The sequence below is a fragment of the Lapidilactobacillus achengensis genome, assembly GCF_003946655.1.
In the GTDB taxonomy this organism is placed as follows: domain Bacteria; phylum Bacillota; class Bacilli; order Lactobacillales; family Lactobacillaceae; genus Lapidilactobacillus; species Lapidilactobacillus achengensis.
On sequence record NZ_RHOV01000019.1, the window covers coordinates 1 to 13,310 of the forward strand.

Annotated in this window: 13 protein-coding genes and 1 other annotated feature (1 of these 14 running past the window's edge); of the genes, 11 read left to right on the plus strand and 2 right to left on the minus strand. The window is 46.5% G+C overall.

Annotated features, from left to right (window positions below; all coding sequences use genetic code 11):
• Window positions 1-149 precede the first annotated feature (149 nt).
• From EKM94_RS09555 to EKM94_RS09565, 3 genes are all read left to right on the plus strand, one after another.
• Entirely contained in the window at window positions 150-1,385 is a 1,236-nt protein-coding gene (locus tag EKM94_RS09555) for a LysM peptidoglycan-binding domain-containing protein (RefSeq protein WP_125601026.1), read from the plus strand.
• Window positions 1,386-1,515: 130 nt separating this feature from the next.
• Entirely contained in the window at window positions 1,516-2,181 is a 666-nt protein-coding gene (locus EKM94_RS09560; protein ID WP_125601029.1) for a hypothetical protein, read from the plus strand.
• Window positions 2,159-3,304 (plus strand): XRE family transcriptional regulator, encoded by a 1,146-nt coding sequence (locus EKM94_RS09565; RefSeq protein WP_125601032.1) that lies wholly within the window; start codon window positions 2,159-2,161, stop codon window positions 3,302-3,304. Before EKM94_RS09560 ends, EKM94_RS09565 begins: the two co-directional genes overlap by 23 nt.
• Window positions 3,305-3,831: 527 nt before the next feature.
• Here the strand turns inward: EKM94_RS09565 and EKM94_RS09570 are convergent.
• The gene (locus tag EKM94_RS09570) at window positions 3,832-5,058 is read right to left on the minus strand and encodes a DNA/RNA non-specific endonuclease (RefSeq protein WP_449826294.1); all 1,227 of its coding nucleotides are present in this window, start codon (window positions 5,056-5,058) and stop codon (window positions 3,832-3,834) included.
• A 502-nt stretch (window positions 5,059-5,560) separates the two neighbouring features.
• Between EKM94_RS09570 and EKM94_RS09575 the strand changes: the two genes are divergently transcribed.
• The 8 genes from EKM94_RS09575 (at window position 5,561) to EKM94_RS09610 (ending at window position 12,650) form a co-directional block, all read left to right on the plus strand.
• Entirely contained in the window at window positions 5,561-6,265 is a 705-nt protein-coding gene (locus tag EKM94_RS09575; RefSeq protein WP_379861811.1) for a response regulator transcription factor, read from the plus strand.
• A gap of 9 nt (window positions 6,266-6,274) precedes the next feature.
• On the plus strand, window positions 6,275-7,828 hold the full coding sequence (locus EKM94_RS09580) for a HAMP domain-containing sensor histidine kinase (RefSeq protein ID WP_125601037.1): 1,554 nt from the start codon (window positions 6,275-6,277) through the stop codon (window positions 7,826-7,828).
• A 368-nt stretch (window positions 7,829-8,196) separates the two neighbouring features.
• Window positions 8,197-8,475 (plus strand): acylphosphatase, encoded by a 279-nt coding sequence (locus tag EKM94_RS09585; RefSeq protein WP_125601040.1) that lies wholly within the window; start codon window positions 8,197-8,199, stop codon window positions 8,473-8,475.
• 298 nt (window positions 8,476-8,773) lie between these two features.
• Window positions 8,774-9,754, plus strand: a complete 981-nt coding sequence (gene yidC / locus EKM94_RS09590) for a membrane protein insertase YidC (RefSeq protein WP_125601043.1) — start codon at window positions 8,774-8,776, stop codon at window positions 9,752-9,754.
• Window positions 9,755-9,905: 151 nt separating this feature from the next.
• Entirely contained in the window at window positions 9,906-10,112 is a 207-nt protein-coding gene (locus tag EKM94_RS09595; RefSeq protein ID WP_125601046.1) for a hypothetical protein, read from the plus strand.
• Window positions 10,113-10,822: 710 nt separating this feature from the next.
• The gene (locus EKM94_RS09600; protein WP_125601049.1) at window positions 10,823-11,662 is read left to right on the plus strand and encodes a TrmH family RNA methyltransferase; all 840 of its coding nucleotides are present in this window, start codon (window positions 10,823-10,825) and stop codon (window positions 11,660-11,662) included.
• A gap of 96 nt (window positions 11,663-11,758) precedes the next feature.
• A complete protein-coding gene (locus tag EKM94_RS09605; protein ID WP_125601052.1) occupies window positions 11,759-12,271 on the plus strand; it encodes an HD domain-containing protein in 513 nt (170 codons plus the stop codon).
• A gap of 28 nt (window positions 12,272-12,299) precedes the next feature.
• Window positions 12,300-12,650 carry a winged helix-turn-helix transcriptional regulator gene (locus EKM94_RS09610; RefSeq protein WP_125601055.1) on the plus strand — a complete coding sequence of 117 codons (351 nt, stop codon included), beginning with the start codon at window positions 12,300-12,302 and terminating at the stop codon, window positions 12,648-12,650.
• Window positions 12,651-12,833: 183 nt separating this feature from the next.
• Here EKM94_RS09610 and EKM94_RS12460 read toward each other — a convergent pair whose 3' ends face one another.
• A complete protein-coding gene (locus EKM94_RS12460) occupies window positions 12,834-12,992 on the minus strand; it encodes a hypothetical protein (protein ID WP_164511185.1) in 159 nt (52 codons plus the stop codon).
• A gap of 109 nt (window positions 12,993-13,101) precedes the next feature.
• Window positions 13,102-13,310 (plus strand) — a binding site (T-box leader); it runs 27 nt beyond the window's last position.

Genomic DNA, 13,310 nt, shown 5'->3' on the forward strand with positions numbered 1-13,310 from the left:
GAGTAGTACAAACACCGCTTAAAGCGGTGGCAGAAGTGACAAACGCAGTTTGGCTTTGAATTATAAAAGCCAGCGCCTTGAGACGCTGGCCAGTACATAGGGCTTATAGCCCTGGAGCAAACCACCCGTTTTACGGGTGGTTATGATTTATGGCCGTGCCAGCAAATTATGTGAATGCGGCCAAGGGTGACCAGGGAGTTGACTGGAGTAAATACCAAGGAGCTAACGGCGTTTACGGATATCAGCGAGACAAGTTTGTCATCAGCCAAGTTGGCGGTTATTATAATGGCAGCTTTATTGATCAGTGGACTTACAAGACACAAGTTTCATCTGCAATTGCTGCGGGTAAGCGAACTCACACTTATATCTACGGTCGATTTACTGGACGTCAGCAAGCCGATCAGATGCTTAATTACTATTTGCCAAAGGTTCAGACACCTAAAGGCTCAATCGTAGCATTGGATATTGAGGATGGTTATCCCGATACTGACTCAGTTTTGTATGCTTTAGGTCGTGTACAGGCCGCAGGTTACACAGCGATGCTGTATGGCTATAAATCGTTCCTGACAAGCCATCTTAATCTAAGTACGATTGCGGCGCAGTACCCACTCTGGATGGCCGAGTATCCTAATTATGCTGTGACACCGACACCTAATTACAATTATTTTCCATCATTCAACAACATTGCGATTTTCCAGTTTACCAGCACATATATCGCCGGCGGCCTTGATGGTAATATTGATTTAACTGGTATTACTGACAACGGTTATGGTTCGAGTCACAAGACTGATACTGGCAAGGTTATTGTTAAGCCGGACACTTCGACGCCCGCGACTAATGCTGGTCAGGCGGCTAATAATACAGCTAAAGCTAACATCAAAGTCGGTGATACTGTTAAGGTCAATTTGACCACCAGTCGTTGGGCTAATGGCGTTGGGATGCCAACTTGGGTTCGCGGTAAAACCTATAAAGTGCAACAAGTCAGTGGCAACCAAGTGTTACTTGCTGGTATCATGAGTTGGATTAACAAGTCCGACATTGAGTTATTAAGTGTTGGCAATACAAGTACAGCAGTTAATAGTTCCACCGGTGATTACACCGTGCAGTACGGAGATAGCTGGTGGGCGATTGCTAATAAATTTGGCGTTAGCATGTATACATTGGCTGCACGTAACGGCAAAACCATTAACTCAATGATTTATCCCGGACAACGTCTAACTATCGGCTCGACAACTGCCAACACCGCTCTAACTTACACGGTTAAGCACGGAGATAGTTGGTGGTTGATTGGTTCAAAACTAGGTATCAGCATGTACACGCTTGCAGCTCAAAACGGTAAGACCATTAATTCTATGATTTACCCTAATCAAATATTAGTTTATTAAAACAAGCCTACTTCCTTAATTGGAGGTAGGCTTTTTTATTTTGAGCTAATATAGTTATGTGTTGACATTTTTTTTAAAAAAAGGTAATCTATTAACATACATAGTATGATGTTAATAGGAGGACCATTGAATGGGAATTATTCAGGAGTGCATTGATAATAAGTTTGATAAGCGTCTACCAGGAATGCTGAATTTTGCGGTACGCGAAGCCTATAGGTATTTGGATGATTTAGTTAATCAAAATAAGATTTTGCAACAGCCAGATTTAAGAAAGGCTTATGGTCATCTTAGAAATGGACTTGTTGATGTTGCATTGAAAAAAACACTGATTAATTCAGGAATAGATATTGAAATTCTTCCAAAAACGGTTAGTAAATACGCAAATGGTTATACTTATCCGTTAATTAGAGTTGATGGTGCAGTAATAACGCCTGCAAAAATTCAAAGTAAAAATAGCTTTCCCAAAAATGCAGCCTACCGATATAATGATAGCTTATTGAATCGACAAATTGATTTATTTGCCCCTAAAGAAGAGTCTTCGATCATGATAGATTCATCAAGTCAACTGTCTTTGATATTGACATATGGCGGATATAATTATAAACTACAGTTCGTTAATTTAAGTTTACCAGCTGCGGGAGAATCAGCTTGGGTTGATAATCTTTCAATTTATAACTATCCAATTATATTAGGATCGTCAGAATCAAGCATGAGGGAACAACTGCAATTGTCCTTTACTCAAACGGCACAAAATATTATAGCAGGTGATAAAAATGAAGGAACGGGTGGAAACTAATTTCAATCCCCGACAGTTGACTTCTGCGCGCGTTGCTGAAGGCTTAACCATGAAAGAGCTTGCTGAAAAATCAAATATATCGCGTCAAATGATTTCAAATTATGAGTCGGGGAAAACCGTCCCAAAAGGTGAGAGTTTATTAAAGATTATTTCAGTTTTAAAGTATCCAATTCAATTCTTTACGAGTGATTCTACTGAATTGATGGTTGGTGCAACATTTTTTAGAAGTCAGAGTGCGGCGACAAAGAAAAAGCGTAACATGCAATCTGAAAGAATAAAATTTTCTATTGCGACATATAACTTTTTTTCAAAATATATCAATTTTCCCAATGTAAACTTGCCAGAAATAATTGATAAAGATATTGATGAAATTACTGATGATGAAATTAAGGAAAAGGCTGAGGAATTAAGAGTTACGTGGAACTTTGATTCATCAAGTCCCATCGTGCATCTGATAAATAAGGCGGAAGTTAACGGAATAGTGATTGTAGAATCAAATATGGAAGATCACACGTTAGATGCAGTATCACACATGTATCAAGGAAGGCCATTTATTGTTCTTGCTGATAATCATGAATCGGCCGTGAGAAGAAGGTTTAACATTGCCCATGAACTTGGGCATATGTTACTTCATAGTTCTGTAGAGGATTTAGAGAATTATTCTGATCGAATTTTGAAAAATAAGATTGAACATCAGGCGAACTTATTTGCATCATATTTTTTGTTGCCTGATGAAGCTTTTTCAGATAGCTTGCTTTCAACCTCGTTAGAGTTTTATAAAAGACTGAAAAAATATTGGCTTGTGTCGATTGCTGCCATGGTGCAGAAGACATCCTTGCTTGGATTAATTAATGACGATCAAAAACTATATTTGAATAAACAAATTTCTTGGCATAAGTGGAGAAAATCTGAGCCATTCGATGATGTACTACCAATTGAGCACCCATCTTTATTTAAAAAAATGTTTAAAATGATTATTGAAAATAACGTTGTTTCTAAAAATGAGTTTTTTTCTGAATTACCTTTGCCTATCGATGAACTCGAAAGTATGTTAGAAACAAGTCTTGCTGATCAAAGTCCATCTGTTGCAGACGAAAAACCATATTTAAGGCTTTTAAAGTAGTGATTTCCGCTAAATTGGTCTGCAAGCTGATTTGGGGTTTTCTAAAAATCGGTAGACTTACAAACTAAATCAAATATATATCCTAAACTTTTAAAGTTTCAGCGATATTTTAAAAGTTGGTTCCATTATATAGGAAGAAAATAGCCGCATTTAAATAAAATGTGATCTTAAGAAGTCAAAATATGGTACAAATACGGTACATGCCACGTTAATGAGCTGTCACCGTTGAAAGTTCACTATACGTGGTACACAGAACAATAGAGAAACTCGACCATAAAAAATTTTAGCCCCATTAAAAAGAGCTTGACCCAAAATCTAGTGTGATTGCTAGAAAAGGGTCAAGCTCTTTTTGCTTGGCTTGAGTGCGTTATCGGTGCTGCCGGTTGAATGGCTGGAAGCGGACGTTTTCGACCGTCTGGGCTTCAGATAACGGTTAAGGCCGGAAGCGATGGTTGATTCTGGCCTCGTCGCGATTTAGCCAAGACAATCATTTGGCGACGAGGCGCGAGTCTCACAGATCCGGTGGCTTACCAACAAACTTGGCAAGGCGTCAGACCGCGACTTTTGGCGTCCTGTAAAGAGGTTTTGGTGAAAGTGCCGTTGCCGTGGGCGTATTTGTGGTAACGTTTGCCAGTCGGGGTGACGAAAACAACTTGGCCAGTTGGTGTGGTGTTTTGGTTATTTTGGGCCTGGTTATTTTGCGTGGTGGTCTGGGAGCTACTGGCTGCTTGGTTACCACTATTCTGGCTGGGCCGGGTGGTACTGCCGGCGCCGGCCGCGCTCGTGGTTCCCGTTGAGCCGGTCGCTTGACCAACGTTGCTGGAGCCATCGGCGTAATTTAGGGTGACGCCACTTTGGACATTGAAAATATAAACATTGAAAGAGATGGCTTGGCTGTTGACCGCTTGCGCCATCATATGGACACCGCGGGCCAGCAGCTCATTACCGCGGAAAATCGGCGTGACAGAATAGCGCACATAATTCTTGCTACTCTGTTCGAGATAAGCCTTCACGTCCATTTCATAACGTAACATTTCGGGGCTGTTCAATTGCCGCGTGCCGGTGATTAAGTTCTTCCAATTCGCGTTCTCGCCGGCTAAGGCCCAGCCAATCAAATGAGAGCGGTTGAACAGATAACCACCGTTGATTTTCTTATTTTTCCAGCCGGTGGGGGTAACTTCGCTAATACTACCACGTTTCCCTGTGGGCATAATGCTTTGGTTGAGCATCGCCTCAGCGGAGGTGGCACGGTTCAGTTGATCGAGCTCGCCGTATTTCTCCCAAGCACCTTCGGCCAGACTGAGGTCAGCGCTGGAAAAAGTTGGTTGACCCTGATTGACATTGATTGTTTGCGTCCCTTGGTAGGTCAAACTGGCCAGATTCGTGTTGCTTTGTTTGCGCTTGGTTTCGGCCGCTTTTTTCTCGGCCGCGGCCTTCTCGGTGGCCACCTTGATCGATGAGGACTGGGCGGCCGCCTTTTTGGAACTGCTGGCGGCGCTGCGGGAACTGGCCGCGGCTGCCTTCTCTGCTTTCGCGGCGGCTTTGGAACTGGTCTTGGCCGCGACTTGCCGACTAGAAACACTGGCGGCTTTGTCCGCCGCGACTTGCTGCTCCTGGGCTGTTTTGACTTGCCCGTTGGCGGTGGCGCCGCCTAAGAACAGGACAACCCCAGCGGCAGCCAAAACAGCCGCTAGCTTGGTCGTTTGCTGACTTTTCCGGCGCTTCAGCCAAGTGATCACACCATAGGGGATCAGCAACATGCCGATCATTGCGATCAGCATCGTGAATGTATACATCTTACTCCTCCATTGTTGCTTGCGTGTTGCTCAAGCAAATTTGCAAGTGCTAGCCCGTTCTCCAGAATGGCCGAACCGCTTTACCCAAATCAGTTCGATCAAGGCCATGATCGTAGGGGAATCGTGGTGAGAATCAGGTTGAACATGGTTGACAATCAGCTTCTCTTGGCTTGGCCTGCTCTTTCAATTATAAAGGCTGCCCCTACGAAAAGAAAGCTAAGCCACGCAAGAACGCCGAAATTGGAAGAAATTCAGGTGAATGTTTCTGAGAAATCTTAAACCTGTGTAATTTTAGTGACAATTTCGTTAAGCCTTGTCCTTAGTGATTGACTTTTCCGGGAAAGTCTAATATATTAAAACAATATGAGAGATTGTCTGGCGGGAATCTCCATCTTATGTTAAAATACTAGCAGCAATAAGATTGATTCTCCAGACAAAGGTTGTTGTAAATATAATGGGGGTGTCTAAATTAGACTCGAGTAAGAAGATTTTAATAATCGAAGATGAGAAAAACTTAGCCCGTTTTTTAGACTTGGAATTGTCTCATGAAGGTTATGAAACCAAGGTTGAAGGTAATGGCCGGGCAGGGTTGGATCTAGCCTTGAAAGAAGACTGGGACGTGATTTTGCTTGATTTGATGTTACCAGATTTGAATGGCTTTGAAGTTTGTCGCCGGGTGCGCAAGGAGAAGTCTACGCCAATCATTATGGTTACCGCCAAGGATTCCGTGTTAGATCGGGTCGCTGGTTTAGATGATGGCGCGGATGATTATTTGGTGAAGCCGTTTGCAATCGAGGAATTACTGGCACGGTTGCGGGCTTTGATTCGGCGTTCTGATATGGAACGGCAATCCCGCGCTTCCCAACAAAAGCAGATCGTTTTCCGTGATTTGATCATTGAACCGCAGACCAGAACCGTGATTCGCGGTAATGAGATCATTCAACTTTCAAAGCGGGAATCCTCCTTGTTGATGATCCTGGTGGAAAACGCCAACACCGTTGTTGCTCGTGATGAACTTTTGCGGCAGGTTTGGGGCTACAATGAGCAAGTCGCGACCAATGTTGTTGATGTTTACGTCCGTTATCTACGGAACAAGATCGATCGGCCCAACCGCCGCAGTTACATTCAAACAGTCCGTGGCACGGGCTATGTCATGCATTCGTAGGCGCGAACAATGGCAGAGAAACGTGACGAACCAACCAAGCAACCCAAGAAAAAAATGCGTTTAACTTTGCGAGTTAAATGGTCAGCCGCTGTTGGCCTGACCATTTTTTTTACATTCGTGATTTTTGCCAGTATTATTTACGCGACATTTAGCAATAATTTGTTGGCGCAAGAGAAAACAGCCACCGCTGAAACGACCAAACTGGTCACCGACCGCTTGCGGAGTGTCAAGGACAATTTGACTATCGCCAAAGTGGTGCCGTTGATGACCCCTGAATATTATCAAAACGACGATGTGAGTGGCGCCAGCCGCGAACAAACCAATTCCGATCCTTTCTACGAGGACTCGATTTTCAATCAGTTGTCCCGGTCAGACTTATCCGTTTCGGTTTATAACCGCGAAGAAGAACAAGTCTTTATTTCGCGGGACACGGCGATTGAATTCAAACCAGTCAGTAAACGCACGCAACAATTGATTCGTTCCCAGGGGCGGCGGGTGATCGTGACCACGATTCCTGTCCGCGAAAGAACCAGCAATCGGTTGACCGGGTATGTCATGCTGGTCAATCAAATGGACAGCCTTTATCGCTCCACCCAAGAACTCCGTTGGCAAATGACCGTTTTGATCGCGGTGGCGGTGCTATTCAGTGGGAGTGTCGGCTATATTATTGTTCATCGCCTGTTAAAGCGGTTGAATTTGATTTCCAAAACAATTCGGACGATCGATCAATCGCCCGAATCTACCGCGCGGATTCCACAATTGTCGGGCAATGATGAGATCAGCGACTTGGCCCAACAATTCAATAGCATGTTGGATCAAATCCAGCAATACATTGAACAACAAAAGCAATTTGTCGGCGATGTGTCCCATGAATTGCGGACACCGGTGGCGGTGATCCAAGGGCACCTGCAATTGTTGAATCGGTGGGGCAAGGATGATCCCGAAGTTCTCGCGGAATCCTTAGAGGCGGCGACACAAGAAGCCACGCGGATGAATTCGCTGATCGAGGAAATGTTGCAGTTAACCAGGGCGGAACAGGTCGATTTGAAATCCGTTCATGAAGAGGCTGATGTCCCGGCGGTTATTTCTCAAGTTGTTGACAACATTCAGATGTTGCATCCTGATTTCCTGGTGCAAGCCGACGTGGATCTCCCACCGGCAACGATGGTCCGCATGAATCGGCATCACTTGGAGCAGCTGTTGATTATTTTGTTGGATAACGCCGTCAAATATTCAGCCAGTCGCAAGGAAGTCCATTTGGGCGCCGATATGGGCCAACATCATCTGCATATTGTGGTACAAGACTTTGGGCTAGGTATCTCCGCGCAAGACCAGCAACGCATCTTCAACCGCTTTTATCGGGTTGACAAGGCGCGTTCTCGGGAACGCGGCGGCAATGGCTTAGGCCTTTCGATCGCCTATCGCTTGGTCAAGGCCTATGGGGGCGATTTGACCGTGGAAAGTGTGGAGAATTCCGGGTCCTTGTTTAAGGTGACCTTGCCGCTCAAACCACCTGCGACTGCTCTAATTGCGGGCCCTGATGAACCCACTGGCGGGAAATGAGCCTGACTGGCGCTTAATTATTGTTGGCAACGCTGTTTTTTATTGAAACGTGTTTGTCGGCCCAGCTTCTGAGCATTAGCTACCCGGGCCGACGCTCACTCTTTTTTGTGAATACCGTGTCCGCAACCGACCTCGAAGTCAGTCTCATTGAATTCGAGGTTTTGGTTTGGTCTAATTGACGTTCAAAATTGACCTTGACGTCGGCCACGGAAAGTTTCGTCGGTCTCAACTTTCGCTGATAATCGGTTATGATAATCGGTTATAATGAAAGTAATGATTGGGCCAAGCGTTGAGATATTCGTGGTGTTGTTTTAGCGATTGATGGCGTCAGGAAATCAAGTTCAACTGAAGAAATGAGGCAAAAAAGCATGCGTGAAGGTGTAGCAATGACCGTTCGCGGTCGGGTTCAAGGTGTCGGCTTTCGGTGGATGACGAAAATGGTAGCGGATCGGTTACGAATCGTGGGCATCACGCGGAATAATGACGATGGCTCGGTTTACATCGAAGCCAGTGGTGAAGCGGCTGATTTGAAAGAATTTATCGCCGCAGTCAGGGTGTCGCCAACACCAAGTGGACGGGTTGATGAAGTTGCCGTCAGCGCTATTGAGCCGGCGCCAGCTTTAGGTAAATTTCGGGTCGTGGGCTAAGTTCGCCGCGCCGCCACTGATGTGGGGGCTGGGTCAACGATGATTCAATGATGATCCAATGATGATCCAGTGGTGGTGCCATCATCGTCCGATGAGGCTCACCAATCGGTCGTCGTTGGACCGGCACCCGTCAGCTTTTGGTCTCAGTCTAAAGCTGTATTTTTGCCGGTCGGATCAAAATCAACTGGTATTTCGCGGCCAGATTCGGTATAGTGGTTTTTAGAATGTTTCCGCGGTCGCGACGATTTCGCACGGCGGAGGTTACGTGGAAAATTGGATTAAAGGGGAATTTCAACGAATGAAAAACAAGCGTCAGGTGTTGCAACTAGGCGGCCTATCAGCGGCGCTACTATTGCTCTTGAGTGGCTGTGCCAACGCGGCGACTTATACGAACGCCAAGCCACCTTCCAGTGGATTGTATGGCTTGATCTATAAATATTTAGCGACACCAATGCAATCAATGATCCAATGGTTCGGTGATTTGATTGGTGGCTCCAATAGTTTTGGCTGGGGTGTGATTTTGATCACGTTGGCAGTACAACTGATTTTGCTACCACTGCGATTGAACCAAATGCAGAAATCAACCAAGCAAACTGAGAAAATGAAGGCAGTTAAACCGCAGATCGATTTGATCCAATCTTATCGTTCCAAAGCAACCCAAGCGGAAGCGGCCCAATTAAGCCAGTTGACCATGAAAGTCTATCAAGAAAACCACTTGAGTATGACCGGTGGCATGGGCTGCCTGCCGTTACTGCTGCAATTACCGATCATGGCTGGACTCTACGAAGCGGTACAGTTCTCGCCCGAGATCGCCAAAGCCACCTTCTTCGGCATTTCTTTAGGGCAACGAAGTATTCTGATCGCGGTGATCGCGACCTTACTCTATGCCGTTCAATCAGGCCTGTCGATCGTCATCACGCCGAAAGAACAGCGCCGCCAAATGATGACCATGATGATCATCAGCCCGGCCATGACCTTCTTCATCAGTATCGTAGCGCCAGCTGGCTTAGGGCTGTACTTCTTTGCCACTGCAATTATTGGCGTGGTCCAACAATTGATCACCAACTACGTCATCACGCCGAAAATTCGTCGGGAAGTCGATACCGATTTGAAAGAACATCCGATCGTTACGGTTGTTTCGGAAGCAACTTTTGCTGACTGGCGTGTTAATCAAAGCCAAACAGCGCCTGAGGTCCAAGCTTCTCACGAAAGTAATCGCGCTCGGAACGCCGGTAAACAACAGCGCCGCAACGACTCGTCTGACGGCGATCGTGACTAGCGGCACTGATCATTTAACGTAGCACCAATCTTGATCCTGCCCCGGCGTGTTCGCCAGAGCAGGATTTTTCTGTCGAATGTAAAAAAGATTAAGGGCGTTGTTGGAACACTAGGTTTCTATTGTTGAACCTGCGCTTGATTGCAGGTTTTTGGTGGGTGTTGCGCGTGAGCGCAACCGGCTGGGACTGCTGTTGCGGACTGGAACGTGGTGGGCGTCGTTTGAAGCCAATCCGCAAAGTGCGCGGCTTGTCTTCAAATCGAGCCTTGTCCTAAGCGGCAAAGCCGCAAAGGACAATTTCACCACTGAGCCGCGCAGTCCCAGCCGGTTGCTGAACAGAATTGAGCTTATCTGCAATTGAAGTTGGGTATCTGACAAAGTGGTTTTGCAAGATAGAGGTCAAACAATTGCCCGTTTTGAGGTGATGCTGCAACACCAACTGAATTGGATCAAGCTGTCGGGGCATTTTGTGTAGACTGAACATCTTTACCAGTTCACTCATCAATCCTTAAGTGGAGACCGACCGATTCAGTTGATTCGCTGAGAGTTGGTTCCTTCATCATACAAACTGTACTGGTGTCACCAATTTAAAGCTGGTAACCACTAACCACAGTCGTCATTTGCGTGGTTCTCCATCAATGGGCCATCGCTTTTCAATTGGCGTGAGTGCTCAAACGGCTGCTATAACGTTGAGCGGCTGGAGCGGAGCGTGGCGTTGGTGATCTGTTCGCTTGTCGGCGGAAGGTCGGGCTGGGGGTGAGTCAGCCGCGATATTATTGTTGGCGATTTATCGCCTACAATAAGGCCGAGTTTTGAGATTTTCGGTGCACTTCCGAAAAGCTCAAAATCGTGCCCGCCGCGTTCCACCACCCCCAGCCCGACCTGGAGCCCTACTACACTTGCCCGCCACCAACGCCACGCGCAGCGCAAGCTGCGGCCAATCTACTTTGCTTTATAACCAACCGCATAAGCTATTCCAACCCAAGTCCGCCAAACATATCGACAAGCGCACACCGGCGAGTTGACCTTAATCAGCGGAAAACCCAGCGCCGCAGTCGCAGGCGTGGTAGAATGGCAGTTAGGACTTCAAAAAAAGGAATGACGCAGATGCAAGTGATCGATTCACCCAAAAATGACCGAATTAAAACGATCCGCAAGCTCCAACAAAAAAAATATCGCGAACAAACCGGCAGCTTTTTGTTGGAGGGTTGGCACTCGCTCAAAGAAGCGCTCCATGCCCCGACAGCGACCGTGACGGTGATTTTGGCTGTGGCGGAACATTGGCCGACGATCCAGGCGGAATTGGCGTTGCGGCCAACGGATAGCGCGATCGAGCAGTTTACAATCAGCCAGCGTGTCGCTGAAGCGTTACGGTCCACGACAACCACGGATGGTTATTTCGCAGTCGTCAAAATGCCGCTGGAAAATAGCGCGGAAACCACAGCGACCGCGCTGCCTTGGCTTGCGCTTGATCATGTTCAGGATCCTGGCAATGCCGGGACGATGGTGCGCACCGCCGACGCGGCTGGCTTTGCTGGCGTGGTGTTTGGCGAAGGCTCGATCGATCCTTGGAATAGCAAAACAGTTCGCGCCATGCAAGGTAGCGAGTTCCATTTACCAGTTATGACGACAACGGACCTTGGGCAATGGCTGGCAACTAAACAAGCGGCTGGTTATCAACTTTTGGGTACGTTGGTCGATGAACAGGCGACTGATGTTCGGCGCTGTCAATTGGCCAGCGAGCGTTATTGCTTGGTGATGGGTAATGAGGCCCATGGCTTGCGGCCGGAGTTAGCGGCGCAGATGGATGACAATTTGTATTTGCCGATATTTGGCCAAGCGGAATCGCTTAATGTGGCGATCGCGGCGGCAGTTTTAATGTATCAATTCCAGCTGCAAGTTAAAGACTAAGTTAAGGTAAGTCAGAAAAGTTTATTTTTCCGGGAAAAGTTGGTACAATGTTCCCAATTGAAGTTGGCCCAATTGTGTTGATGAGGGAGCGTTTGCATGACAGATTTAGCTTCTTGGCGCGATGACCAAGAATATGTTGCGATCATTGAGAATTTATTAAGGACACCACAAGTGCAGAAGCTGGCAGAATTTACCCAGCATCACTATACCAATCGCTTGGATCATAGTTTGCGCGTTTCGTATATGAGCTACTTGATCTGCAAGCGGCAACGCTTGGATTATCGCGCGGCCGCGCGCGCTGGCTTGTTGCATGATTTATTTTATTATGATTGGCGGACGACTAAATTTGATAGTGGCACACACGCGTACATTCATCCGCGAATCGCATTGCGGAACGCCGAACGCTTGACTGAACTGTCAGCTAAAGAGAAGGACATTATCATCAAGCATATGTTTGGCGCGACCCTAGCGGTGCCGAAATATCGCGAGAGTTGGGTGGTTTCTCTGGTGGATGATTATGTTGCCGTCGAAGAAGTTGCCAAGCCTTGGCGGGCAATCGCCAAGCACCGTTTACAAAAACCGTTAAGATTTATTCGTTCACTTGTATAGTATGACCAAAGATTATGGAGGAGATACCATGACAACAACTCATCTTTTCGCAACGAACGTGGTTGAAGATGAACCTTGTCAAATTTGTCCACGTTTTGAAAAAACTTTTGAATTTCTCGGTAAGAAATGGAATGGTCTGATCATTAGCGTTCTTTGCGAGAACAATGAATTACGCTTTAAGGACCTAGCCAAGGCAATCGCCAAATGTTCTGATCGAGTTCTGGTTGAACGCTTGAAGGAGCTGGAAAGCGCCGGGATTATTGATCGCCATTCTGAATCCGAAGGACACCAAGTTAGCTACGCCCTAACCGAAAAAGGACGCGCGCTCTTGCCAGTGATGGATGCCGTTCATGCTTGGGCGGATCAGTGGGAGATTTAAACGAGTTCTTACTTTGAAATAAGCGAACTGAACGTCACGAAGTTATCCTCGAGGCGTTCAGTTTTTTAGTTCCTTGAATAACGAACAACTCGACCTGACAAGCTAAGAAACGCCCCGTTAAAAACAAGCAACAGCGCCAAGAAATCGGTCAGTTGGGGCGAAACAATTACGAAGCAATCGCGATTAATTGGATTTACGCAGGCGCAGCCTCGCCTGCTGATCCGGCAAGCAATCAGGGAGATTACGACCAAAGCGCAAACGCTCAGTGTCAGTGGCCCCGTTCAAATTGTCTTGATAGGTGGTGACCGCGATCAAACCGCCTTGAAAAGTGGCAACCGCCATCAAGTTGCGCCGCCAAGTGGTGACCGCGATCGTAACGCCTTTTCAGTTGTCGTCATTGATTGGTGTGCCCCTTGACTTGTGGCCGATCTAACGGTAAGATAATGCTATAATAAATGCGTTGAAGAGAGCAAGTAGGTACTTGAGACAACATCAGAGAGACGATGTTTGCTGAAAATTCGTTAGTTGATCAGGGTATTGAATTCCTTTCTGAGTTGGTTTTTGAATGAGTTTTCGCAGTGCGAAGACTGCTATTAGGAAACCACGCGGGTCGGCGATATGACAAAGTGCAAACCAAAGTCGAAATTGGTTTGAAGTAGG